Genomic DNA, 23,233 nt, shown 5'->3' on the forward strand with positions numbered 1-23,233 from the left:
ACGCCATTTTACTCTGTTGACCGCCGCCGCTCCACAAGCGCCGTCACAGCTGCAGCAAGCGCCTTTTCACCTCGTCCGCCTGGGCATGCAGCGCCTGCTCGAACAGGGCGACCAGTTGCGACAAGGGCCGGTGCAAAGGCTTCACGAGATTCACCGTGAACGGCAAGGATACGGCGAAGCGGCGGATCTGCAAGCCCTGCCCCGCGTAGTCCAGCGCCGTGAGCGGATTGACGATGGCCAGCCCCACGCCTTCGCGCACCATGGCGCAGACGGAAGCGGCGCTGTGCGTGTCAAGCGCCATGCGCCGCTCCACGCCGGCCTGCGCGAAGATGGCGTCGATCTGCTGGCGGTAGGGGTCGACGGCGGCCAGGCTGATGAAAGGCTGGCCCGCGAAGTCCGCCGGCTGCAGCACGGGCTTGCTGGCGAGCGCATGACCATCGGGCAGCACGCACACTTCATCGACGGACATCAATGTCGCGAGTGCGGTGCCCGGCGGCGCATTGCCCACTTCCGTCAGGCCGATGTCGTGGCGCTGCGCCGACAGCCACTCTTCCAGCAGCGGCGACTCCTGCGGCGTGATGCTGATGCTCACCTTCGGAAAGTCGGCCACGAAGCGCTTGCACGCCTGCGGCAGCAGCGACTGGGAAAACACGGGCAGGCAGGCGATCGACAACTGCCCCTGGTCGAACTGGCGCAAGGCCGCCGCCGTGCTGACGATGCGCTCCAGGCCAAAATACGCGCGCTGCACTTCCTCGAACAGCTGCAGCGCCTGCGCCGTCGGGCGCAGCCGCCCCCGCTCGCGCTCGAACAGGGTCAAACCCGTCAAGTGTTCGAGGCGCGCCAGTTCGCGGCTGACGGTGGGCTGCGACGTATGCAGCATGGCGGCGGCCGCCGTCACGCTACCCGTCGTCATGATGGCGCGAAAGACTTCGATATGGCGCAGAGAGATAGTCATGGTCATATCATAAATGAATAAGGTAGGCCTAAATAGATATTTTATGTTTACAAAGAAAACCCGCATCATGCTCGGCACGTAGGTCGGATTAGCGCAAAGCGCGTAATCCGACACCACATCCGACGCCACCCATAACATGACAAAGACAACCACCATGAAACCAGTGCCAGACGCCACCCTCGCCCAACTCGCCCAGCAACACGGCACGCCCCTGTGGGTGTATGACGCGGCCACCATCCGCGCGCGCGTGGCGCAACTGGCGCAGTTCGACACCGTGCGCTTCGCGCAGAAAGCCAATTCGAACATCCATCTGCTCACCCTGATGCGCGAGGCGGGCGTGCACGTGGACGCCGTCTCGCTGGGCGAGATCGAACGCGCGCTGCAGGCAGGCTTTACGCCGGCGCAAACGCATGGCGCCGCCGGGGTGGTATTCACCTGCGACCTGTTCGACCGCGCCACCCTGGCGCGCGTGGCGGCGGCCAAGATCGAAGTCAATTGCGGCTCCGTCGACATGCTGCGCCAGCTGGGCCCCGTGTCGCCCGGCCACCGCGTCTGGCTGCGCATCAATCCCGGCTATGGCCATGGCCACAGCAACAAGACCAATACGGGCGGCGAAAACAGCAAGCATGGTATCTGGCACGAAGAACTGCCGGAGGCGCTGGCCGTCATCCGCGCACATGGCCTGCACCTGGTGGGCCTGCACATGCACATCGGCTCGGGCGTCGACTACAGCCACCTGGAAACCGTCTGCGGCACCATGGTCGACCTGGTGAAAAACATGGGTCATGACCTGGAAGCCATTTCCACGGGCGGCGGCCTGTCCGTGCCCTACCGCGAAGGCGAGCAGCCGGTCGACACAGACCACTACTTCCAGCTGTGGGATGCGGCGCGCAAGCAGATCGAGGCGCACCTGGGCCACGCCGTGCACCTGGAAATCGAACCGGGCCGCTTCCTCGTGGCCGACGCGGGCCTGCTGGTGGCCGAAGTGCGCGCCACCAAGCAAATGGGCGGCAACCATTTCACCCTGCTCGACACGGGCTTCAATGAACTGATGCGCCCCGCCATGTACGGCAGCTACCATGAAATGTCGGTCATCGCGCACGACGGCCGGGCACTGGACACGCAACACGCCACCGTGGTCGGCGGTCCCCTGTGCGAATCGGGCGACGTGTTTACCCAGCGCGATGGCGGCGTGGTCGAAACCCGCTTGCTGCCCGCAGCGCAGGTGGGCGACTACGTGGTGTTCGAAGGTGCCGGCGCGTATGGCGCGTCGATGTCGTCGAACTACAACAGCCGCCCGCATGCGGCCGAATACCTGGTCGATGGGGCGCAATCCCGTTTGATCCGCCGCCGCCAGACGGTGGCCGAGCTGATCGCGCTGGAACAACTGTAAAACCGCGCCCGCGTGCGGGCATGCGCATCTGCTAACATCGGGGCAATTCGATGAAAGCCTGCCATGCCCGCCACCACCCTTGCCCGCCGCAGCGGCGTTTTTCTACTGCCTCTGCTGCCCCTGCTGCTGTCCGCCGTCCTCGCCGGCTGCGCCTCACTGCCTTCGCTGGAAGGCCGCAGCACGTCGACCGTCATGGCCGACACACAGCACACCCAACTGGCAACGGCCATCGCGCCGCTGGTGGCGCAGCATCCGGGCGTATCCGGCATTTACCCGCTGGTCGACGGGCGCGACGCCTTTGCCGCGCGCGCGCTGCTGGCCGCCGCCGCCCAGCGCAGCCTGGATGTGCAGTACTACATCTGGCACAAGGACATCACGGGCACGCTGCTGTTCGACGCCCTGCGCCAGGCGGCCGAACGGGGCGTGCGCGTGCGCCTGCTGCTCGACGATAACAACACGGCGGGTCTGGACCAGACCCTGACCATGCTGGGCAAGCAGCAGCATCTGGAAATCCGCCTGTTCAATCCCTTCGTGCCACGCGCGCCGCGCGCGCTGGCCTTTGTCACGGATTTTTCGCGCCTCAACCGGCGCATGCACAATAAATCGTTCACGGCCGACAACCAGGCCACCATCGTCGGCGGGCGCAATGTGGGCGATGAATATTTTGGCGCGGCCGGCGATGTGCTGTTTGCCGACCTTGACGTGCTGGCCGTCGGCCCCGTCGTCGACGAGGTCTCGCAGGATTTCGACCGCTACTGGAACAGCGCCTCGGCCTACCCGGCCAGCCTGCTTCTGACCAGCCCCGTCGAGGGCGACGCGGCCACCATCGCCGCCGAGGCGGACCGCATCGACGACACCAGGGCGGCCGAGGAATACGTGCAGGCGCTGCGCACCTCGCCCTTCGTCAGGCAGATGATGGAACGCACCCTGCCCTTCGAATGGGCGCGCACGCGCATGGTCAGCGATGATCCGGCCAAGGTGCTGGACAAGGCCAGGCCAGGCACGGGCGTGGCGGAAAACCTGCAAAACCTGCTCGGCGTGCCAGAAAAGGAAGTGGACCTGGTGTCGCCGTATTTCGTGCCCGGCAAATCGGGCACGCAAGCCTTTGCGGACCTGGCGAAAAAAGGCGTGGGCGTGCGCATCCTGACGAATGCGCTGGAAGCGACCGACGTGGCGGCCGTGCATGCGGGCTATGCGAAGTGGAGAAAGCCTCTACTGGAAGCGGGCGTGCTGCTGTATGAATCGCGCCGCTCGTGGGAACGCGGCGATGCGCGCGCACAGCCTGGCCACCTGGGCAGCTCCGCATCGAGCCTGCATGCGAAGACCTTTGCCGTCGATAACCGGCGCATCTTTGTCGGCTCATTCAACTTCGACCCGCGCTCGATCGAGTTGAACACGGAAATGGGCCTCGTCATCGACAGCCCCGCGCTGGCCAGCCAGTTGGGCCTGGCCATGCGCACCACCATCCCGCAACGCGCCTACCAGGTGCTGCTGGGCGACGACGGCGCGCTGTACTGGATCGCCCGCGACGCCAGCGGCGCCACCACGCGCTACGACACGGAACCGGGCACCAGCGTGTGGAAGCGCATGGGGGTGGCGATTCTGTCGCTGCTGCCGATTGATTGGCTGCTGTAAGCTGTTTTGCCAACACTGTTGTCGGATTACGCGGGGCTTTGCCCCGCTAATCCGACCTACGCTCTTCGCAAGGTCATCGTAGGTCGGCTTAGCGCACAGCGCGTAAGCCGACAACACCATAGTCCAAGATCGTTACCGCACCACCTCCGTCAACACCCGCCCTTCCGACGCCGACGGCTGGCGTATGCGCAGCAGATGGGCCAGCGTAGGCGCAATATCGACCACTTCCGCATACTGGCCATAGGCGCCCGGCTTGATCCAGCGGGGGCCGAAGACCATCAGCGGCACGTTGGTGTCATACGTGTACGGCGTGCCGTGCGAGGTGCCGCCAGCGCCCTTGCCAAAGTACCAGGCCGGCTTTGTGACGACCATCAGGTCACCCGACAGCTGGCGGTTCCAGGCACGGCGCATCAGCGTGTCCATGCGCGTGGCGACGGCCCCCGTCTCCATCTGCGTGCGCGTGTAGACCTGCGCCAGACCGTCCTGCTGCAGCAGGAAGCGGGCCGCTGCGTCTTCCAGGGCGGCGCGATGGATGCCGCTCTTTTCCCCCAGCGCGTAATCGAGGTAGATATTCGGCAGCGACGACGTCGTCACCAGTTTATCGATGCCCAGAGTCGTTGCCAGGTGCTGGTTCAAGCCATCGACCAGTTTGGCACCATCGATGCGCTTGGCGGAGAAGCCCCGGGTTTCAGCAAATTCCGGCACGTTGGCAAAGCCATGGTCGGCCGTCAGCACCACCAGCACGTTATCCATGCCGACTTTTTTATCGAGGTCGGCAAAGAAACCGGCCAGCATGCGGTCCAGGCGCTGCAGGTGGTCGTGCGACATCCTGCTTTCCGGGCCGTAGGCATGGTTCACATAGTCGTGCGCGGACAGGCTCACACCGAGGATATCGGGCACGCCGGCCGGGTTGCGGCCCAGGTTTTCGCCATCGACGGCGGCGCGCGCGAATTCCAGGGTCAGTTCATCGAGGAAGGGACCGGACTTCAAGCGGCTGTAGTACTCGCCATCGAGCTTGCCGCTGTCGCTGTAGTAGGCGAACGGAAAGGTGTTGCGCGTGCCCGGCTTGGCCGGCACGATGTCTTCGCGCGCGTCATTGGCGTAGGCGCTGTCGGCCAGCAAAGGCGTCCAGCTCTTGCCATAGTAGCGATCCTGCGGCTTGGCCGCCTGGTAGCGCTGCACCCATTGCGGATGCTGCTGCATGTAATAGGTGCTGCTGGCGAAATTGCCCGTCTTTTCCATGTACATATAGGCGGTGCCCGTTTTCCCCGCCAGCAGGATGGCGCCGCGGTCCTTGCCCGACACGGTGACGACCTTGGCCTTGTCGCCCGTGGCATAGCGCAGTTCGTCGCCCAGGGTGCTGACGCGCAGCCTGGTCGGCGCCGTGCCGTCGTCGGGCTGTGTTGCTTCGCCGATGTAATGGAAATTGCCATCCTCGGTGCAGTACACGGATTTTTTCGTGACGGGATCGATCCAGTTGTTGCCGATCACGCCATGCTGGTACGGGTAAGCGCCCGACAGCACGGCCGAGTGGCCGATGGCGGTGACCGTGATGCCATGCGCCTGGTGCGCATCGCTGAACCACGCACCCTGCTCCAGCAGACGGCGGAAGCCGCCCTGGCCGAACTGGTCTCGGTAGCGCGTCACCTGTTCCTGCGGCAAGCCATCGACCACCAGCACGACCACCAGCTTCGGCTGTGTCGCAGCATTGGGAACAGCCTTGGCCGCATGCGCCTGGCACACCGCCACGCTGGCCACCAGCAGCAAGGCCTGCGCCAGTTGCCGGGAAAGGGGGAAATTCTTGCTCATATGCACTCATCCAAAGTTAGGCCATCGGGCAGCATACGCCGACTATATGACGCAATGATGACAAAAAGCAATAACAAGAAAAAGGCCGGGCTCCATCGCTGGAACCCGGCCTGATGCCGACATGAATCAATATGCGCGATTACTTGACCGTCACCTTGATGCTTTTGCTCAACTCCGGCCCATACGACTGGTGCGCGCCATTGGCGAACTGCATGGTCAGGGTGTACTGGCCCGGCGGCAAGGTGACGTCCGTTTCCGTCTGTCCTTTGCCGAAATGCAAATGTTTATCATCCATGGGTATCATCTCGCCCGCCTTCATCGGCCCCATATTGATGAGCAAATGATGGTGGCCCGTCTTGGCCGTCATGTCGCCGGCCGGCTTGACGTCCATGCCACTGACGGCAAATTTCACCTTGAACGGGCTCTTCACCGTCGCGCCATCAACGGGCTCGACGAACGAGACGGATTGCGCAAACGCGCTGGCGGCCAGCAGGCTGCCAGCAACCAGGGCTGCGGCTTGACGCAGGAATACAGTGTTCAGGTGCATGATGTCTCCTCTTGTTTAGTAACAACACGGACTGCATGAAACCATATTACTGACGACCATGGCGCAGGATTGTTAACCCATGAAGGGCCGGGGCCGAACCCTGAGGGTTCGACCCCAGTCTCTGCCTTGGGCTTAAGCAGGCTATCGATCAGTCGTTTTTAATAACGATGCTCGGGAACTTGCTCGTCATATCCTTCGCCTTTTCCGCCACCTTGATGGCGATGGTGCGGGCGATCTGCTTGTAGATCGCGGCAACGGGGCCATCGGGCTCGGCCACGACGGTGGGCGTGCCCGAATCCGTTTGCTGGCGGATGGCCATGGTCAGCGGCAAGGCGCCGAGGAATTCCACGCCGAAGTCGGCACACATCTTCGCGCCGCCGCCGGCGCCGAAGATTTCTTCCGCATGGCCGCAGTTCGAGCAGATGTGCGTGCTCATGTTTTCCACCACACCGAGGATCGGGATGCCGACTTTCTCGAACATTTTGAGACCCTTGCGCGCATCCAGCAACGCGATGTCCTGCGGCGTCGTGACGATGACGGCGCCCGTGACGGGCACTTTCTGCGACAGGGTCAATTGAATGTCGCCCGTGCCTGGCGGCATGTCGACGATCAAATAATCAAGGTCGCGCCAGTTGGTCTGGTCCAGCAGTTGCTGCAAGGCTTGCGTGACCATCGGGCCGCGCCACACCATCGGTTCGTCCGGATCGATCATGAAGCCGATCGACGACACTTGCAGGCCGTGGTTTTCCATCGGTTCCATGCTTTTGCCGTCCAGCGTCTTCGGCTGGCCTTTGACACCCAGCATCATCGGTTGCGACGGGCCATAGATATCGGCGTCCAGCATGCCGACGCTGGCGCCTTCGGCTGCCAGGGCCAGGGCCAGGTTGACGGCCGTGGTCGATTTACCAACACCACCCTTGCCGGAAGCGACGGCAATGATGTTTTTCACATTGCTCATCGGCTTCAAGCCGCGCTGCACCGTGTGCGAAATGATTTTCGACGACACGCCCACGCTGACGTTGCCCACGCCCGGCAGCACGCGCAGGGCGGCCAGAACGGACTTGCGGATCAGGTCGATCTGGCTTTTGGCGGGGTAGCCCAGTTCGATGTCGAGGGAAATATCATTGCCATCGACCTTCAGATTCTTGACGGTTTTACTGGAAACGAAATCTTTATGTGTATTTGGATCAATAACCTGGGCCAGAGCGGCCTTGACGTCTTCTACTGTGATGCTCATGTAAATCTCCGTGTGTACTACATATGTGCAATACGCGCAGTCTAGCGCAAATTTGCGTGGCGCGATGGCGGCAAAAGCATCACTTGCCAGCGCTGCATCTGCTCATATTGCCTTTCCGCTGTTAAAATGCCCTATTATCCATCCCAAAAGTGCATCAATCATGACTCGCAAGCTGTTCGTCACCACTGCCCTGCCTTACGCAAACGCCGCTTTTCACATTGGCCACATCATGGAATACATCCAGGCTGATATCTGGGTCCGGTTCCAGCGAATGCAACGCGATGGCGCAGCCGGCCGTGAAGTGCACTTTGTGGGCGCCGACGATACGCATGGCACGCCCATCATGATCGCCGCCGAAAAGGAAGGCATCACGCCGCAGCAATTCGTCGCCAACATCGCCGCCGGCCGCGCCCAGTACCTCGATGGCTTCCATATCGCCTTCGACAACTGGTATTCGACCGATTCGCCGGAAAACGTCGACCTGTCGCAATCGATCTACCGCAAGCTGCGCGATACGGGCCTGATCGTCACGAAAACCGTCGACCGCTTCTTCGACCCGGTCAAAGGCATGTTCCTGGCCGACCGCAACATCAAGGGCGAATGCCCGAAATGCGGCGCCAAGAACCAGTACGGCGACAATTGCGAAGTGTGCGGCGCGGCCTACCAGCCGACCGACCTGGTCAACCCGTTCTCCGTGTTTACCAATGCGACGCCCGTGATGAAGCCGTCGGAACAGTATTTCTTCAAGCTGTCCGACCCGCGCTGCTTCGAATTCCTGAAAAGCTGGCTCAATACACCAGGCCGCTTGCAGCCGGAAATGGTCAACAAGGTCAGCGAATGGCTGGGCGAAGCCGGTGAAAAGCTGGCTGACTGGGATATCTCGCGCGACGCGCCCTACTTCGGCATCCCGATTCCCGATGCGCCGGGCAAGTTCTTCTATGTGTGGATGGACGCGCCCGTCGGCTACCTGGCCAGCCTGAAAAACTATTGCGACAAGAAAGGCATCGATTTTGACGCCTTCCTGAATGACCCATCGACGGAACAGATCCACTTCATCGGCAAGGATATCGTCTCCTTCCATTTGCTGTTCTGGCCCGCCATGCTGAAGTTCGCCAATCACCCGGTGATCGACAAACTGAAAGTCAACGTCCATGGCTTCCTGACGGTCAACAACGAAAAGATGTCGAAGTCGCGCGGCACGGGCATCTCGCCGCTGCGCTACCTCGACCTGGGCATGAACCCGGAATGGCTGCGCTACTACATCGCCTTCAAGCTGAACTCGAAAGTGGAAGACCTGGACTTCAACGGCGAAGATTTTGTTGCCCGCGTGAACAGCGACCTGATCGGCAAGTACGTGAACATCGCCAGCCGCTGCGCCGGCTTCATCGCCAAGCGCTTCGACGGCAAGCTGGCATCAACGCTGTCGGAAGGCGCGCAAAGCTGGATCAACCGCGCGCTGACGGTGGACGTGAACGGCGTCATCGTCGAGCGCCAGGCCAGCATCGCTGCGCACTTCGAGAACCGCGAATTCGGCAAGGCCTTGCGCGAAATCATGGAAATCGCCGACATCACCAACCAGTATGTCGATGAAAACAAGCCGTGGATTTTGGCCAAGGATGCGGAAAAAACAGCCGAGTTGCACGACGTGTGCACCACGGCCCTGATCCTGTTCCGCCAGTTGACGATTCTGCTGTCGCCGGTGCTGCCGGGCGTAGCCAAGAACGTGGCCTCGTTCCTCAACGACGAGCAATTTACCTGGGCGGATACGCAAGTGTTCGGCGACGCCGTCGCGAACAGCATGCTGGGCCGCACCATCGGCGCTTACAGCCACTTGATGACGCGCATGGATGCAAAGATGATCGAAGCGCTGTTTGACGCGCCGCAAGCGGCCGCCGCCATCGCGGCACCGGCTGGCGACGCCGCGAATGACGCCGCCGCCCCTGCCGTTGCCGCTGCCGCCATCGAGGAACTGGCGCCCGAAATCAAGATCGACGACTTCCTCAAGGTCGACCTGCGCATCGCCAAAATCGTCAACTGCGAACTGGTGGACGGCTCCGACAAGCTGCTGCGCCTGACGCTGGACGCGGGCGAAGGCCGCTTGCGCAATGTATTCTCGGGCATCCGTTCGGCCTACCAGCCGGAAGAACTGGTCGGCAAGCTGACCGTGCTGGTGGCCAACCTGGCGCCGCGCAAGATGAAGTTCGGCATTTCGGAAGGCATGGTCATGGCAGCGTCCGCCGCCGACGAGAAGACCAATCCGGGCATCTACATCCTGAACCCGTGGCCGGGCGCCGAACCTGGCATGCGCATCCGCTAAGCCCCCACAAGGACCGATGATGAATATCGTGGTGCGCGAAGCAACAAATGCCGATGCACAACTGATGGCCGAGCTGACCCGCGCCGCGTGGGCCGGCAAGGTGGCGGCCTCGTCCAGTGGGCACCACGAGACGGCGCAGCAGGTGGAAGCGCAATTGCGCCACGGCGGCGGTTTTCTGTTGCTGATCGACGACATTCCAGCCGGTTCGCTGCGCTGGATGCCGCTCGACAGCGACCCCGCCATCTGGAAGATTTCACGCATGGGCGTGCTGCCCGCCTACCGGGGTAGCCACGTCTCGCAGCACTTGCTGGAAGCCATCATTCATCACGGCCTGTCGTGCCAGGCCGAGGAATTGCGCCTGGCAGTGCGGCGCGACCAGCGCAAACTGATCGATTTTTATGCGGCCTTTGAATTCGACCTGGCCGAAGAACTGGAATATTCGCACGCCAACCCCGCCGAACCGGCGCCGATGGTGATGCGGCGTTTGTTGCGTTATTGATTTTTAGCAATTTCGCCCCCGGACTTGCCGATACAACAACCCGCCAAGCGGCACGGCGCGGTAAAATACGGCCGGCTGACCTTACTTATAAGACACTCAGAAGAGAATATGAAACTGCCTGCAAAACACAACAACTACGTATCCGACCACACCTTGTTCATCGCCGAACTGAAGGCCAAGAATCCTGGCATGGAAGCGGGCCAGCAAGCGGGCCGCGCCCTGCTGTGGGACAAGCCTGCCGTCAGCATCGATGAGCAGGAACGCCAGCTGGCATCGGCCGTCAAGCAACAGGCTTACGTTTACCAGAACAAGAACTAAGATCTGGAACCGGCACGATGCTGCCTGAAGAGTCTGTAGTCACGCCGGAGGCCGATGCTTCCGGTGCCGGCGCAGTCATCGAGTCGCCCGAACCCGCCACTGGCGGCGACGGCAGCGGCGACCCTGCAGCATCTGCAAGCACGGACGCGGCGCCCGCCGCCGACCCGCCAGGCATCGTCCGCCTGTATGGCGAACCGATGCTGCGCATGCCGACGGATTTGTACATCCCGCCGGACGCGCTGGAAATCTTCCTCGAAGCCTTCGAAGGCCCGCTCGACTTGCTGCTCTACCTGATCCGCAAGCAAAACTTCAACATTCTCGATATTCCGATGGCGCAGGTGACCCTGCAATATCTGAAATATGTCGACCAGATCCGCGTGAGCAACCTGGAACTGGCCGCCGAGTACCTGCTGATGGCGGCCATGTTGATCGAGATCAAGTCGCGCATGCTCTTGCCTTCGCGCAAGAGCGACGTCGAGGAAGACGGCGGCGATCCCCGTGCCGAACTGGTGCGCCGCCTGCTCGAGTACGAGCAGATCAAGCTGGCCGCCTACGACCTGAACACCATTCCCCAGTTCGAGCGCGATTTCGTGCGCACGCAGATTTTCATCGAGCAAAGCCTGACGCCCACCTGGCCCGACGTGGAACCGGTGGACTTGCAGCAGGCCTGGCTCGACGTGCTGAAACGCGCCAAGCTGACCCAGCACCACCGCATCAGCCGCCAGGAACTGTCCGTGCGCGAGCACATGTCGAGCATCCTGCGCCATTTGCAGTCGTCGCGCTTCGTCGAGTTCAGCGAGCTGTTCGACATTGCCGGCGGCGTGCCCGTGGTGGTGGTCAACTTCGTGGCCCTGCTGGAACTGGCCAAGGAAACCCTGATCGAAATCACGCAGGCAGAACCGTTTGCCCCCATCTACGTCCGGCTGGCCTATTCGCCCGCCTGATCCCTTCCCTTTGTCACTGACCACCGTACAACGGGGTTTTAGCGAAAGCAATCCATGAAAATTATTTCCGACATCGAAGAATTGCGCGACCAGCTCAGCGGACAGCTGCGCACGGCGTTCGTCCCCACCATGGGCAACCTGCACGAAGGCCATCTGTCGCTGATGCGCCTGGCGCGCAAGCATGGCGACCCTGTCGTCGCCTCGATCTTCGTGAACCGCCTGCAATTCGGCCCGAACGAAGACTTCGAAAAATATCCGCGCACCATGGCGGACGATATCGCCAAGCTGGAAAAGGAAGGCGTGTACGTGCTGTTCGCGCCGACGGAAAAGGAACTGTACCCGGAACCGCAGGAATACCGCGTGCGCCCGCCCGATGACCTGGGCAATACCCTGGAAGGGGAATTCCGTCCCGGCTTCTTCGAAGGCGTATGCACGGTCGTCACCAAGCTGTTCTCGTGCGTGGGTCCGCGAGTGGCCGTGTTCGGCAAGAAGGATTACCAGCAACTGATGATCATCCGCAACATGGCACGCCAGTTCGCGCTGCCAACGGAAATCATCGCCGCCGAAACGTATCGGGCCGACGATGGCCTGGCCTTATCGTCGCGCAATATGTACCTGTCGGAAAGCGAACGCGCGGAAGCGCCGGAGCTGTACAAGGGACTTAATTTCGTCGCCGAGGAAGTGCGCAAGGGTAACCTGGCCGTGGATGAACTGGAACAGGCTGCGATGCAACTGCTCGACGGCCGCGGCTGGAAATCGGACTACATCGCCGTGCGCAAGCGCGCCAACCTGCAAGCGCCAAGCGCCGCCGAACTGGCCGCCGGCGAACCGCTGGTGGTGCTGGCTGCGGCCAAGCTGGGGCAGACCAGATTGATCGACAACCTGGAAATCTAAGCGCAATCACAACGGGGCCATTCGGCCCCGTTTCTTTTTTCTTTACTTCTCCATCCCAACCAGCTTGAGCTCGGCAAACAGCAGTTTGTGATGGCCGCGTACCGCCTGCAACATGTCATAGCTGGCAGCATCGAGCACGATTTCCTCGCCCGCCCACAGCTTGCGCTGGTTCGCAGGCAGCCTCAGGCTGCGCAGGATGGCCCGTGCCTGGGCCGGATCGGCTGCCAGCAGCCGGATCGCGCGCGCACCGCGCTGCGCCCCCGTGAGTATCGGCAAGCCGTCCTGTGGGCCATGCTGGCTCAGGCTGACATAGTCATGGCCACCCACGCGGTGCAGATAAGCATGCCGGCCATCGCCGTCGGCTGGCAACTGCACGGCCGGCTCCGGCGCCTCGACGACGGCAGGCGCGACAGGGGCAACGCTGGCTTGCTCAAGGCTCACGCCGCAAGCTGCCAGCAAGGCCGTGCTCAGGGCAAAGAATAATACGGGTGCTCGGCGCATGTGGCGCTCCTTCTTGTCGGGGTCGGGGACAGAGGTGGAATAGTGCAGCGATCATGAGCCACTTTAGTTGACGTGTAAAGTTAACTTTGAGAAATATTTCATTCCGTGTTGCAACTTGTTGCATGGCAGCTTTTACCCGACGGCTGGTGCCGTGCCTTCTGCAGGATTGTTGATCTGAATTGCACACTAAAACCATCAAACCAGTCTTTATCCACGCAACAATAAAGATCACAATCGCCATACCGGCTCGCAGACATACCGCGCGGGCCACCCACACGACAGGAGAAGCAGCATGCATACCATACTCACCCCAGCCAGGGTCGCCATCGTCACGGGCGCCTCGCGCGGCATCGGCGCGGCCATCGCCCGCCGCCTGGCGCGCGACGGCATGCAGGTGGTCGTCAATTACGCCAGCGGCAGGGAGGCGGCCGACGCGCTGGTGGCAAGCATTCTTGCCGACGGTGGCGCCGCCATCGCCGTCAAGGCCAACGTGGCCGATGCGGGCGACGTGCAAGCGCTGTTCGCTGCGGCCGAAGCGGCCTTCGGCGGCGTCGACGTGCTGGTCAACAACGCCGGCATCATGCCGCCCGCGCTGCCGGCCCTGGCCGACACGGACGACGCCACCTTCGACAGCCTGTTCGCCGTCAACGTCAAGGGCAGCTTCAACACCATGCGCCAGGCGGCGACGCGCTTGCGCCACGGCGGCAGCGTGGTCAACTTCTCGAGCAGCGTGATTGGCCTGGCCCTGCCCGGCTACAGCATCTATGGCGCCAGCAAGGCGGCCATCGAGACGATGACGACTATCTTCGCCAAGGAATTGCGCGGCAAGAACATCACCGTCAATGCCGTCGCCCCCGGCCCCACGGCCACGGCCCTGTTCTTGAACGGCAAGACGGCGGAAATGATAGAACGCATGAGCAAGATGGCGCCCCTGGAACGCCTGGGCACGCCGGACGACATCGCCGCCGCCGTGGCCTTCTTGGCGGGCCCCGACGGCCGCTGGGTGAATGGACAAACGTTACGCGCGAATGGCGGCCTGGTGTAAACAAGGTACGAGCCGACGAAAAAAAACGCTGCCAGTTCGCACTGGCAGCGTTTTTTTTGAAGCAGTTCAAACCGTGATCAGGCGCCGGCTTTTTCCAGCTTCTCGAAAATCTTGTTCAGCTTTTCATCGAGGGTCGCGGCCGTGAACGGCTTGACAACATAACCGCTGGCGCCAGCTTGCGCGGCGGCGATGATGTTTTCTTTTTTCGCTTCGGCCGTCACCATCAGCACGGGCAGCTTGGCCAGTGCGGGATCGGCGCGGATATGCTGCAGCATCGTCAGGCCATCCATATTAGGCATGTTCCAGTCCGAGACGACGAAATCGTAGGATTCCGCACGCAGCTTGGCCAGGCCCATCACGCCGTCTTCCGCCTCATCGACGTTGGCATAACCCAGTTCCTTCAACAGATTCCGGACAATGCGGCGCATCGTCGAAAAATCGTCAACGACTAAAAATTTCATCTTTGGATCAGCCATGAATAACTCCGTTGTTTCTGTAGCGGTTTGTTAATAATATCGACATGAATGCCGACATTATGGTCGACACTACGGCAGCAAGTTGTAGGATAGCATTTTCGTTGCTTTTAGGCGAACAAACTTGCCCCAGATCATACAAAACGTGGCTTACACGCGCAAAGCACGCATACCATGCGCAGCCAGGTGTCCCAGCACCATGCCGGGCAGCGCCGTCAAAGCGCCGACCTCATGCGTGGCGCCGATGGCGATCGCCTCGCGCGGCATGCCGAACACCACGCAACTGGCTTCATCCTGCGCAAAATTATACGCTCCTGCGGCCTTCATCTCCAACATGCCTTGTGCGCCATCCTTGCCCATGCCGGTCAGGATCACGCCGACGGCATTTTTACCCGCCGATTGCGCGGCCGAACGGAACAGCACATCGACCGACGGGCGGTGGCGGTTGACCGGTTCGCCCTGGTCGATCTTGGTCATGTAGTTGGCGCCGCTGCGCGTCAAGGTCAGGTGCGAATGGCCGGGCGCGATGTAGGCGTGGCCGGGCAGCACCCTTTCGCCGCCTGCCGCTTCCTGCACCGAGATCTTGCACAGCGAATCGAGGCGGCGCGCAAACGAACGCGTAAATCCTTCCGGCATGTGCTGCGTGATCAGGATGCCGGGGCAATCGGACGGCATCTGCATCAAAAATTCGCGGATCGCTTCCGTGCCGCCCGTGGAGGCACCCACGATGATCAGCTTTTCGCTCGACGTCAAGGGGCTGCGCAGCGCAGGCAACGGTGCGGCTACCCTGTCGCCCGCCGACGGCAGCGTACGCGCGCGGATGCGCGCCTTCGAGGCGGCGCGGATCTTGTCGGCGATCATGTCCGTATACTCGCGCATGCCGCTCTGGATGGAAATCTTTGGCTTGGTGACGAAATCGACGGCGCCCAGCTCCAGCGCGCGCATGGTGATTTCCGAACCGCGCTCGGTCAGCGACGACACCATCAGCACCGGCATCGGACGCAAGCGCATCAGTTTTTCCAGGAAGTCGAGGCCATCCATCTTCGGCATCTCGACATCGAGGGTCAGCACGTCGGGGTTGGTCTGCTTGATCATCTCGCGCGCCACCAGCGGATCGGGCGCCGCCCCCACCACTTCCATGTCGGGCTGGCTGTTCACGATTTCCGTCATGACGCTGCGGATCAGCGCCGAATCATCCACGATCAATACTTTGATCTTCATAAAATATCCTTCCAGGCCTTGCGGCCCTTATTCTTAATCGGTAAAAACGCCAGACAAAACCGTAGCGAGCGGCAGTGATTTGTGGCTAAGAAGCGCAACCGTGCTGAAGCACGGTGAGCATCGCAGGCCGCAAAGCACGACGCGCAGTAGGTTTGGTCTGGTGTTACTAGAACAGCTCGATCTCGCCGCCCACCGGTGCCACTTTCAAGCGGCTGGCGTAATCGAGTTCGCGGCGCACCAGCGTATCGTTGTGCGTCTGCATCAGCTTTTTCACCAGCACCTTGCCGCTACGGGGGAAAAAATACACCTTGCGCGGGTGAATGTCATTCAAGTCCTCGGCCACCACGCGCATCTTTTCCGCCTTCAGGTAATTGATGACGAAAGCCGCATTGCGTTCACCGACGTTGATCGCCGTGAAGCCACGCAGCACGGCGCCGCCGCCAAACACCTTCGCTTCCATGTTCTCGCGCCGCGCGCCGGCCTTCAGCAGATCATTGATCAATATCTCCATGGCGTAAGTGCCATAGCGCATCGACGCTGAAATCGGGCTATTCGGATCGCTGCCGCCGTCGGGCAGCATGAAATGGTTCATGCCGCCCAGGCCCGTGACACGGTCGCGGATGCAGGCCGAGACGCAGGAGCCGAGCACGGTGACGATCAGCATGTCCTTGTTGGTAAAGTAATACTCACCAGGCAAGATCTTGGCGGCGTCACAATTGAACGTCCTGTCGTAATAGACGTTAGTGGCAAATTGCTCTTTGGATTCCAGGCTCATATTTCACTCTCATGTACGATGCGACGATGCCTTGGGCGCGGCGCCCCGCGGCTGATCGAGCTCATAGACTGTTTTACCGCGCAGCTTCAATGAATCCGACACGTACAGAAAATTCTCCGAATGGCCCGCAAACAGCAGGGCATCCGGCTTCATCAACGGCACAAAGCGCGACAGGATCTTGCGCTGCGTCGCCTTGTCAAAATAAATCATCACGTTACGGCAGAAGATGACGTCGAACTGTCCCGTCAGGGGCCAGCCGTCGGCCAGCAGGTTGAGCGGCTTGAAGGTGATCATCTGGCGCAGTTCCGGGCGTACCCGCACCTGCCCCTCGCGATCGCCCTTGCCGCGCAAGAAAAAGCGCCGCGCACGGTCGGCCGGCATCTTCTCGAGCCGGTCCAGGTTGTAGACGCCATTGGCGGCCGTGGCCAGCACATTCGTGTCGATATCCGTAGCGATGATGGTGACGGGCGGCGTGAGCGTATTGAACGCCTCGCACACCGTCATGGCGATCGAGTACGGCTCCTCGCCGGTGGAACTGGCCGAACACCAGATGGTGATCGGACCGCTCAGTTTTTTCACATGCTCGGCCAGCAGCGGGAAGTGATGCGCCTCGCGGAAGAACGACGTCAGGTTGGTCGTCAGCGCATTCGTGAACGCTTCCCACTCGTCACCCATGCGACCCGCTTCCAGATCGTCCAGATAGCGAACGAACGAGGAAATGCCAGTCGCGCGCAGGCGCCTTGCCAGGCGGCTGTAGACCATCTCCTGCTTGCTGTCGGCCAGCGCGATGCCGGCCCGCTTGTAAATCATGGCGCGGACCCGTTCGAAGTCCTTGCCAGTGAAATCAAATTCCTTGACCGAATCCGTTTTAGTTTGCGGCATTTTGTTTTTACCTCTCTATGACTACTCTGACCAATGCCTTTGCAAGTATAACTAGCGGGACCGGGTTGGCGTCAGAACTCTTCCCAATCGTCGCCGCCGGCCGCCGCCAGCTTTTTCGCGGGCGGTGGCGTACCGGCCTGCGCCGTCTTTGCCAACCGCCGTGTCGTTGCCGCCACTGCGGGCGCAGGCCGTGCCGCCGCTTTCACCGGCGCGGGTGCTTGCACCGCCGCCTGCGCCGCGCTCTCGCCGTCCAGCTTGAAGATGCTGACGGCATCGGCCAGTTTCTGCGCCTGATCCTGCATGCTTTCGGCGGCCGCCGCCGCTTCCTCGACCAGCGCCGCATTTTGCTGCGTCATCTGGTCCATCTGCGCGATGGCCTGATTCACTTCCTCGATGCCATGGCTCTGTTCCTGCGTTGCCGCCGTGATCTCGCCCATGATGTCGGCCACCTGCCGGATCGACGTGACGATCAGGCCCATGGTCTGCCCTGCCTCGTCCACCAGGCGGCTGCCCGCATCGACCTTGTCGACCGAGTCGCCGATCAGGCCCTTGATCTCTTTCGCCGCGCCAGCGGAGCGTTGCGCCAGATTGCGCACTTCCGACGCCACCACCGCAAAACCGCGTCCCTGCTCGCCTGCGCGCGCCGCTTCGACGGCCGCATTCAGCGCCAGGATATTCGTCTGGAACGCGATGCCGTCGATGACGCCGATAATATCGACGATCTTGCGCGAGCTGTCCTTGATGGAACCCATGGTATCGACCACTTGCGCCACCACCTTGCCGCCCTGCTCCGCCACCGACGATGCCGACACGGCCAGCTGGTTGGCCTGGCGCGCGTTGTCCGCATTCTGCTTCACGGTCGACGTCAGCTCTTCCATCGACGACGCCGTCTCTTCGAGCGAACTGGCCTGCGTTTCCGTGCGCGCCGACAGGTCCGCATTGCCGCTGGCGATCTCGCGCGACGCCACGGTAATCGTGTCCGTCCCATTGCGCACGTCGCTGACCGTCTGCACCAGGCTCTCGTTCATGTCCTTGAGCGCCTGCTGCAACGCGCTCGTTTCATCCTTGCCCTCGACCACCACGCGCGATGTCAGCTCGCCCGCTGCCACCTTCTGCGCCACCGCCAGTGCACCAGACAGCGGCACCGTGATCGAACGCGTGATGAAGATGGCGCACCAGGCGCCGATCAACACCGCCGCGCCGCCCAGGATGAACAGTACCGTCATCAGGCGCGCATCGGCCGCCAGCGAGTCGTCCATGAAGCTTTGCTGCGCCACATGCTGCAAGTCGAGCAGCTTGTTGATATCGGCCAGGGTCGTCTTGTTCAAGGGGTCGATGCGGGTGGCAATCACCTTCGCCGCGCCCTCGCTGTTAAACGCCAGCACCTGCCCCATCGCCTCCTTGAAGGCGGCATCGACTTCGCCGTCGACCCTGGCGATATTGGCCAGCAGCGTCTTCTCGCCATCGGACAGACCCAGGCTCGACAGCTTGCCGCGCGCGCCGTCGTACAGCTTGCGCTGCTCGCGCACCTTGCCCTCTTCCACCTGCATCAGGCCCACATCGCCCTGCAGGCCGATATTGCGCATGGCGATACCGGTTTCCAGCATCGCGCTTTTCATCAGCGACGCCTGCGTATTTTTTTCGCTGGCCAGTGCCAGGCCCGTGAGCAACTGGGCCTTGTTACGATAATTCAGTGCATTCGCCGAAACGATCACCACCACCAGGATGGCAAGGATGCTGCCGAAACCTATCCCCAGCCGGGTGCCTATCTTGAAATCGCGCAAACTCATTACAGTCTCCAATATTTATGTGAACGGCGCCCGTTCAACCGGACGGCGCCGTGTTGTGGCCTGGTCTCTGTCGGACCTTGCAGCCTGCCGGCGCGCCTCTAGATGCTGCTCGCGTCGGTACATGCATATCTGTAGTGATACTTGCGGTAAAACTGCGGCGCCAATGGCGCCGCTGCTGCCGCTTACGCCGCCAGCTTGTCGATCAGGCCCATCTCGCTGCTCGACATCAGCTTGTCGATATCGACCAGGATCAGCATGCGCTCGTCGATGGTGCCCAGGCCGATCATGTAGTCGGTCGAGAAGGCAGTGCCCATCTCCGGTGCCGGCTTGACCTGGTCAGGCGTCAGGGTGGTGACGTCGGAAACGCTGTCGACCACCATGCCGACGATGCGGCCGCCGATGTTCAGGATGATCACCACCGTGAACTGGTCATACACGGGCGTGCCCAGGTTGAACTTGATGCGCATGTCGACCACGGGAATGATGATGCCGCGCAGGTTGATCACGCCCTTGATGAATTCAGGCGCGTTGGCGATGCGGGTGACCGCTTCGTAACCACGGATTTCCTGGACCTTCAGGATATCGATGCCGTACTCTTCCGAGCCCAGGGTGAAGGCCAGGAATTCACGTCCGGCGATGTCCTTGCCGTCGCCCGTATTGCTTCCGGATGTTTGTTGAGTATCTGACATGGTGCGTTTTCCTATCTTTTATCTATCGGTATTACGAAAAAATGGACTCGTCGGCCAGCTGGCGAGAGGAACGGATCAGGGCGGCGACATCGAGAATCAGCGACACACCGCCATCGCCCAGGATGGTGGCGCCAGAAATACCCACTACCTTGCGGTAATTCGATTCGAGGTTTTTCACCACGACCTGCTGTTGCCCCACCAGGTCGTCGACAAACAGAGCCGCCTTGCGCCCTTCCGTCTCGAGAATCACGCAGATACCTTCCGAGGGGCTGGTAAAGCGCGGCGTGATGTCGAACATCTGGTACAGCGGAATCAGCGGCAGGTACTCGCCGCGCACTTTCACCACTTGCCCCTTGCCACTGATGTCCTTAATATCCTCAACGGCTGGCTGCAGCGATTCGATGACAAAGCCCAGCGGTAAAATATATACTTCGTCGCCGACTCGGATCGACATGCCATCGAGGATGGCCAGGGTCAGCGGCAGCGAGATCGAAATCGTCGTGCCGAAGCCCTTCGCCGAACGGATGTCGACGACCCCGCCCATGGCGCTGATATTGCGCTTGACGACATCCATGCCCACGCCGCGGCCCGACACGTCGGTGACCGCCTCGGCGGTGGAAAAGCCGGGCGCGAAGATCAGCTGCCACACGTCGGCGTCGCTCATCGTCTCGGACACGTCGAGTCCCTGCTGCTGCGCCTTGGCCAGGATGCGCTCGCGGTTCAATCCCGCGCCATCATCGGATACTTCGATGATGATGTTGCCACCCTGGTGGCTGGCCGAGAGGAACAAACGGCCGGCCTCGGTCTTGCCGGCGGCCACGCGGGCAGCCGGCATTTCCACGCCGTGGTCGATACTGTTGCGCACCAGGTGCGTCAGCGGATCGACGATGCGCTCGATGAGGCCCTTGTCCAGTTCCGTGGCGGCGCCATTGGTGATGAAGTCGACCTTCTTGCCCAACTTGGTCGCCAGGTCGCGCACCATGCGCGGGAAGCGCGAAAAGACGAAATCCATCGGCATCATGCGGATCGACATCACCGCTTCCTGCAAGTCGCGCGTATTGCGCGTCAGGTGGCTGACGCTGTCGAGCAGTTTCTCGTGCAGCATCGGGTCGAGCGCGCCGGCGCGCTGCTCGATCATCGCCTGCGTGATCACCAGCTCACCCACGAGGTTGATCAGCTGATCGACTTTTTCAATCGAGACGCGGATCGACGACGACTCGGTGCCGGCCTTCTCGCCCTCTTTCTTGGCCGGTTTCTTCTCCTGCTCCACCTCGGTCGCGGCGCTCGCCACGACCGGCACGGCGACAGCGCCGGCGTTACCCGCCTTGGCCGCGTCGGCGCGAATCTGTTCGAGCGGCTGGAAGAAGCCGTAACCCTGTTCGGCGTCGCTCTGCACGCCGGCGGCGGCGCGGATGTCCTCGAGCGGCTGGAAGAAGCCATAGCCGGGATCCGCCGCGCCCTGCGTGCCGGGCGTGCCTGGCAGCGGGTCGAAGAAACCATAACCCTGGGATTTTTCCTGTGCCGCGCGGGCCGCTGCAGCTTCGCCTGGCGCCAGTGGCGGCGCCTGCGTGATGACCATGTCGTCGGGATTGAGCACGAACGAGCAGATGGCCAGGATATCGTCCAGGCTTTCATGCGTCGTCACTTCCAGCACCTTGCGCGCGTCGGCCAGGGTGGACACGGCGACGTCGCCCAGCAAGCCCAGTTCGGCCGCCAGCGCCTCGACTTCGCGCTCTTCCATTTTCGGTAACTGCAGGCGGTAGCGCTGGCCGCCGGCGTGGCTGACGGCTGCTTTTTCCGCCGTATGGAACGCTGGCGCGACGGGCGTAAGCGCGGCCACGGGCACGTCCTGCGAAAACGACTGCAGCATCATGCGCACATTGGCCACGGCATCCTGGTCGACGGCGCTGCCCAGACGATGACCGTCGAGCTGCATCTTGAGGATATCCTTGGCGGCCAAAAAGGCGTCGACGTGTTCCGCCGTCAGGGCCATCTGGCCCTGGCGGATGCGGTCGAGCAGTGACTCGAGGATGTGCGTCACCTCGCTCATGTCGGAGAGGCCGAACGTCGATGCGCCGCCCTTGATCGAATGGGCGGTGCGGAAAATGGCATTCAGGTCTTCGGCGTCGGGCGCCGCAATATCGACGGCCAGCAGCAGCCGTTCTTTTTCAGCCAGCAGTTCTTCGGCCTCATCGAAAAAGACCTGGAAAAACTGGCTAATATCGATGGTCATAGGGTGACTCCGTCATTTGCATCGTTGCACTGCGCGGCTGGCATCAGCCGATCACCTTCTTGACCACTTCAATCAGGCGTTGCGGATCGAAGGGCTTGACCAGCCAGCCATTGGCGCCGGCGGCACGTCCCTTCGACTTCATTTCATCTGACGACTCCGTCGTCAGCATCAGAATCGGCACCTTCTGGTAAGTCGGCAGTTCGCGCAGCAGCTTGATCAGCTCCAGGCCATCCATGCGCGGCATGTTCTGGTCCGTCAGTACCAGGTCCACGGTTTGCAGCTTGGCTTTTTCCAGTCCATCCTGACCGTCGACGGCCTCCACCACCTGGTAACCGGCGGCTTTCAGGCTGAACGCCACCATCTGGCGCAATGAGCTCGAATCGTCCACTGCAAGTATCGTTTTGGCCATCTTTGCTCCCACTTATTCCGGGCATCCTGCCCGAGTATTTGATTAATCAATCCATGCAACCGCAAGCGTTCCACACTGGCATGCTAGAACAACTCGATGTCGCCGCTTTCCAAATGCTGTTGACTGACAGCCTTGCGCAGCACGCTGCGCAACTCCAGGCTTTGAATCGCCAGCGCCATGCTGACCCGCCCCAGCAAGGCGACAATTTCTTCATTGTCGCTCTCCGGCAACATTTCCGCGCCATGCGAACCCAAGGTACCGAGGAACTCGCGCAAGCCCGTCACGCGCTTCAGGGTGCGCTCGATCAGCTGACTGGTCATGTCCTGGAACTGCAGGCTGGTGATGGCGGCATTCACGTAGCCCCCCACTTCGTCCTGCAATGCCAGCAGTTTTTCCCGCTGCTGCTCGGCCGGAATACCGCCTGCGAGCAGCAGGGCGATGGTATCTTGCTGCGCAGCGACGGCTGCGTGTATCGCCATGAAATTGAAGGACAGCTTCTCGATCGCCTCTTCCAGCAAGATGCCGGTCTGCACCAGGTCGGTTTCCACCTCCGTCAAGTGCTTGCGGCCATGGTCCGACACGCCAGATAGCAGGCGTTTTACATGCGAGCCAAGTATTTTCTTTCTTGTCATAAAGGTCTCATTGTTTCAATACACTACGCGTTGAC

General features: G+C 61.6%; 22 protein-coding genes. 8 read left to right on the plus strand and 14 right to left on the minus strand.

Going from position 1 to position 23,233, the window contains the following annotated elements; genetic code table 11:
• Nucleotides 1-43: 43 nt before the first annotated feature.
• On the minus strand, nucleotides 44-955 hold the full coding sequence (locus tag CLU93_RS02680) for a LysR family transcriptional regulator (RefSeq protein ID WP_099759884.1): 912 nt from the start codon (nucleotides 953-955) through the stop codon (nucleotides 44-46).
• A gap of 154 nt (nucleotides 956-1,109) precedes the next feature.
• On the opposite strand from CLU93_RS02680, the gene lysA reads away from it, so the two are divergent.
• Nucleotides 1,110-2,348 (plus strand): diaminopimelate decarboxylase, encoded by a 1,239-nt coding sequence (gene lysA, locus CLU93_RS02685; RefSeq protein WP_099759885.1) that lies wholly within the window; start codon nucleotides 1,110-1,112, stop codon nucleotides 2,346-2,348.
• A gap of 63 nt (nucleotides 2,349-2,411) precedes the next feature.
• Nucleotides 2,412-3,983, plus strand: coding sequence for a phospholipase D family protein (locus tag CLU93_RS02690; RefSeq protein WP_099759886.1), 1,572 nt, complete (start codon nucleotides 2,412-2,414; stop codon nucleotides 3,981-3,983).
• A gap of 132 nt (nucleotides 3,984-4,115) precedes the next feature.
• On the opposite strand, the gene CLU93_RS02695 is transcribed toward CLU93_RS02690, so the two are convergent.
• The 3 genes from CLU93_RS02695 to apbC all read right to left on the minus strand — a co-directional run bounded on the left by CLU93_RS02695 (nucleotide 4,116) and on the right by apbC (nucleotide 7,576).
• Nucleotides 4,116-5,792: an alkaline phosphatase family protein gene (locus CLU93_RS02695; RefSeq protein WP_099759887.1), complete on the minus strand. Its 1,677-nt coding sequence runs from the start codon at nucleotides 5,790-5,792 to the stop codon at nucleotides 4,116-4,118.
• 139 nt (nucleotides 5,793-5,931) lie between these two features.
• Nucleotides 5,932-6,339, minus strand: a complete 408-nt coding sequence (locus CLU93_RS02700) for a DUF4399 domain-containing protein (protein ID WP_099759888.1) — start codon at nucleotides 6,337-6,339, stop codon at nucleotides 5,932-5,934.
• Nucleotides 6,340-6,487: 148 nt separating this feature from the next.
• On the minus strand, nucleotides 6,488-7,576 hold the full coding sequence (gene apbC / locus CLU93_RS02705) for an iron-sulfur cluster carrier protein ApbC (RefSeq protein ID WP_099759889.1): 1,089 nt from the start codon (nucleotides 7,574-7,576) through the stop codon (nucleotides 6,488-6,490).
• 160 nt (nucleotides 7,577-7,736) lie between these two features.
• On the opposite strand from apbC, the gene metG reads away from it, so the two are divergent.
• From metG to panC, 5 genes are all read left to right on the plus strand, one after another.
• Nucleotides 7,737-9,893 (plus strand): methionine--tRNA ligase, encoded by a 2,157-nt coding sequence (gene metG, locus CLU93_RS02710; RefSeq protein ID WP_099759890.1) that lies wholly within the window; start codon nucleotides 7,737-7,739, stop codon nucleotides 9,891-9,893.
• Between the two features lie 19 nt (nucleotides 9,894-9,912).
• A complete protein-coding gene (locus CLU93_RS02715; protein ID WP_096238395.1) occupies nucleotides 9,913-10,392 on the plus strand; it encodes a GNAT family N-acetyltransferase in 480 nt (159 codons plus the stop codon).
• Nucleotides 10,393-10,500: 108 nt separating this feature from the next.
• The gene (locus CLU93_RS02720) at nucleotides 10,501-10,710 is read left to right on the plus strand and encodes a DUF3460 family protein (protein WP_034778041.1); all 210 of its coding nucleotides are present in this window, start codon (nucleotides 10,501-10,503) and stop codon (nucleotides 10,708-10,710) included.
• Between the two features lie 17 nt (nucleotides 10,711-10,727).
• Nucleotides 10,728-11,654 carry a segregation and condensation protein A gene (locus tag CLU93_RS02725; protein ID WP_099759891.1) on the plus strand — a complete coding sequence of 309 codons (927 nt, stop codon included), beginning with the start codon at nucleotides 10,728-10,730 and terminating at the stop codon, nucleotides 11,652-11,654.
• Nucleotides 11,655-11,708: 54 nt separating this feature from the next.
• Nucleotides 11,709-12,548, plus strand: coding sequence for a pantoate--beta-alanine ligase (gene panC / locus CLU93_RS02730; RefSeq protein WP_099759892.1), 840 nt, complete (start codon nucleotides 11,709-11,711; stop codon nucleotides 12,546-12,548).
• A 42-nt stretch (nucleotides 12,549-12,590) separates the two neighbouring features.
• Here the strand turns inward: panC and CLU93_RS02735 are convergent, their stop codons facing one another.
• Nucleotides 12,591-13,049 (minus strand): hypothetical protein, encoded by a 459-nt coding sequence (locus CLU93_RS02735; protein WP_099759893.1) that lies wholly within the window; start codon nucleotides 13,047-13,049, stop codon nucleotides 12,591-12,593.
• A 292-nt stretch (nucleotides 13,050-13,341) separates the two neighbouring features.
• On the opposite strand from CLU93_RS02735, the gene CLU93_RS02740 reads away from it, so the two are divergent.
• Nucleotides 13,342-14,094, plus strand: coding sequence for an SDR family oxidoreductase (locus tag CLU93_RS02740; protein WP_099759894.1), 753 nt, complete (start codon nucleotides 13,342-13,344; stop codon nucleotides 14,092-14,094).
• Between the two features lie 77 nt (nucleotides 14,095-14,171).
• Here the strand turns inward: CLU93_RS02740 and cheY are convergent, their stop codons facing one another.
• The 9 genes from cheY to CLU93_RS02785 form a co-directional block, all read right to left on the minus strand.
• A complete protein-coding gene (cheY, locus tag CLU93_RS02745; protein WP_010396677.1) occupies nucleotides 14,172-14,570 on the minus strand; it encodes a chemotaxis response regulator CheY in 399 nt (132 codons plus the stop codon).
• 147 nt (nucleotides 14,571-14,717) lie between these two features.
• Nucleotides 14,718-15,788: a protein-glutamate methylesterase/protein-glutamine glutaminase gene (locus CLU93_RS02750; RefSeq protein ID WP_071078256.1), complete on the minus strand. Its 1,071-nt coding sequence runs from the start codon at nucleotides 15,786-15,788 to the stop codon at nucleotides 14,718-14,720.
• A gap of 166 nt (nucleotides 15,789-15,954) precedes the next feature.
• Nucleotides 15,955-16,563: a chemoreceptor glutamine deamidase CheD gene (cheD, locus tag CLU93_RS02755; protein ID WP_071078257.1), complete on the minus strand. Its 609-nt coding sequence runs from the start codon at nucleotides 16,561-16,563 to the stop codon at nucleotides 15,955-15,957.
• 9 nt (nucleotides 16,564-16,572) lie between these two features.
• On the minus strand, nucleotides 16,573-17,445 hold the full coding sequence (locus tag CLU93_RS02760) for a CheR family methyltransferase (protein WP_099759895.1): 873 nt from the start codon (nucleotides 17,443-17,445) through the stop codon (nucleotides 16,573-16,575).
• 71 nt (nucleotides 17,446-17,516) lie between these two features.
• Nucleotides 17,517-19,235 carry a methyl-accepting chemotaxis protein gene (locus CLU93_RS02765; protein WP_099759896.1) on the minus strand — a complete coding sequence of 573 codons (1,719 nt, stop codon included), beginning with the start codon at nucleotides 19,233-19,235 and terminating at the stop codon, nucleotides 17,517-17,519.
• Between the two features lie 182 nt (nucleotides 19,236-19,417).
• Nucleotides 19,418-19,924 (minus strand): chemotaxis protein CheW, encoded by a 507-nt coding sequence (locus tag CLU93_RS02770; protein ID WP_099759897.1) that lies wholly within the window; start codon nucleotides 19,922-19,924, stop codon nucleotides 19,418-19,420.
• A gap of 31 nt (nucleotides 19,925-19,955) precedes the next feature.
• Nucleotides 19,956-22,157 carry a chemotaxis protein CheA gene (gene cheA / locus CLU93_RS02775; RefSeq protein WP_099759898.1) on the minus strand — a complete coding sequence of 734 codons (2,202 nt, stop codon included), beginning with the start codon at nucleotides 22,155-22,157 and terminating at the stop codon, nucleotides 19,956-19,958.
• A 43-nt stretch (nucleotides 22,158-22,200) separates the two neighbouring features.
• Nucleotides 22,201-22,566, minus strand: coding sequence for a response regulator (locus tag CLU93_RS02780; RefSeq protein WP_034758362.1), 366 nt, complete (start codon nucleotides 22,564-22,566; stop codon nucleotides 22,201-22,203).
• An 83-nt stretch (nucleotides 22,567-22,649) separates the two neighbouring features.
• The gene (locus tag CLU93_RS02785) at nucleotides 22,650-23,198 is read right to left on the minus strand and encodes a chemotaxis protein (protein ID WP_099759899.1); all 549 of its coding nucleotides are present in this window, start codon (nucleotides 23,196-23,198) and stop codon (nucleotides 22,650-22,652) included.
• Between the last annotated feature and the right edge of the window lie 35 nt (nucleotides 23,199-23,233).

Source organism: Janthinobacterium sp. 35 (assembly GCF_002754575.1).
In the GTDB taxonomy this organism is placed as follows: Bacteria; Pseudomonadota; Gammaproteobacteria; order Burkholderiales; family Burkholderiaceae_D; genus Janthinobacterium; species Janthinobacterium tructae.

What these genes read in the sequence shown, in the direction of transcription:
- CLU93_RS02680 (WP_099759884.1), bottom strand. Translation starts at nt 955, where the DNA reads ATGACTATCTCTCTGCGCCATATCGAAGTCTTTCGCGCCATCATGACG.
- lysA (WP_099759885.1), top strand. Translation starts at nt 1,110, where the DNA reads ATGAAACCAGTGCCAGACGCCACCCTCGCCCAACTCGCCCAGCAACAC.
- CLU93_RS02690 (WP_099759886.1), top strand. Translation starts at nt 2,412, where the DNA reads ATGCCCGCCACCACCCTTGCCCGCCGCAGCGGCGTTTTTCTACTGCCT.
- CLU93_RS02695 (WP_099759887.1), bottom strand. Translation starts at nt 5,792, where the DNA reads ATGAGCAAGAATTTCCCCCTTTCCCGGCAACTGGCGCAGGCCTTGCTG.
- CLU93_RS02700 (WP_099759888.1), bottom strand. Translation starts at nt 6,339, where the DNA reads ATGCACCTGAACACTGTATTCCTGCGTCAAGCCGCAGCCCTGGTTGCT.
- apbC (WP_099759889.1), bottom strand. Translation starts at nt 7,576, where the DNA reads ATGAGCATCACAGTAGAAGACGTCAAGGCCGCTCTGGCCCAGGTTATT.
- metG (WP_099759890.1), top strand. Translation starts at nt 7,737, where the DNA reads ATGACTCGCAAGCTGTTCGTCACCACTGCCCTGCCTTACGCAAACGCC.
- CLU93_RS02715 (WP_096238395.1), top strand. Translation starts at nt 9,913, where the DNA reads ATGAATATCGTGGTGCGCGAAGCAACAAATGCCGATGCACAACTGATG.
- CLU93_RS02720 (WP_034778041.1), top strand. Translation starts at nt 10,501, where the DNA reads ATGAAACTGCCTGCAAAACACAACAACTACGTATCCGACCACACCTTG.
- CLU93_RS02725 (WP_099759891.1), top strand. Translation starts at nt 10,728, where the DNA reads ATGCTGCCTGAAGAGTCTGTAGTCACGCCGGAGGCCGATGCTTCCGGT.
- panC (WP_099759892.1), top strand. Translation starts at nt 11,709, where the DNA reads ATGAAAATTATTTCCGACATCGAAGAATTGCGCGACCAGCTCAGCGGA.
- CLU93_RS02735 (WP_099759893.1), bottom strand. Translation starts at nt 13,049, where the DNA reads ATGCGCCGAGCACCCGTATTATTCTTTGCCCTGAGCACGGCCTTGCTG.
- CLU93_RS02740 (WP_099759894.1), top strand. Translation starts at nt 13,342, where the DNA reads ATGCATACCATACTCACCCCAGCCAGGGTCGCCATCGTCACGGGCGCC.
- cheY (WP_010396677.1), bottom strand. Translation starts at nt 14,570, where the DNA reads ATGGCTGATCCAAAGATGAAATTTTTAGTCGTTGACGATTTTTCGACG.
- CLU93_RS02750 (WP_071078256.1), bottom strand. Translation starts at nt 15,788, where the DNA reads ATGAAGATCAAAGTATTGATCGTGGATGATTCGGCGCTGATCCGCAGC.
- cheD (WP_071078257.1), bottom strand. Translation starts at nt 16,563, where the DNA reads ATGAGCCTGGAATCCAAAGAGCAATTTGCCACTAACGTCTATTACGAC.
- CLU93_RS02760 (WP_099759895.1), bottom strand. Translation starts at nt 17,445, where the DNA reads ATGCCGCAAACTAAAACGGATTCGGTCAAGGAATTTGATTTCACTGGC.
- CLU93_RS02765 (WP_099759896.1), bottom strand. Translation starts at nt 19,235, where the DNA reads ATGAGTTTGCGCGATTTCAAGATAGGCACCCGGCTGGGGATAGGTTTC.
- CLU93_RS02770 (WP_099759897.1), bottom strand. Translation starts at nt 19,924, where the DNA reads ATGTCAGATACTCAACAAACATCCGGAAGCAATACGGGCGACGGCAAG.
- cheA (WP_099759898.1), bottom strand. Translation starts at nt 22,157, where the DNA reads ATGACCATCGATATTAGCCAGTTTTTCCAGGTCTTTTTCGATGAGGCC.
- CLU93_RS02780 (WP_034758362.1), bottom strand. Translation starts at nt 22,566, where the DNA reads ATGGCCAAAACGATACTTGCAGTGGACGATTCGAGCTCATTGCGCCAG.
- CLU93_RS02785 (WP_099759899.1), bottom strand. Translation starts at nt 23,198, where the DNA reads ATGACAAGAAAGAAAATACTTGGCTCGCATGTAAAACGCCTGCTATCT.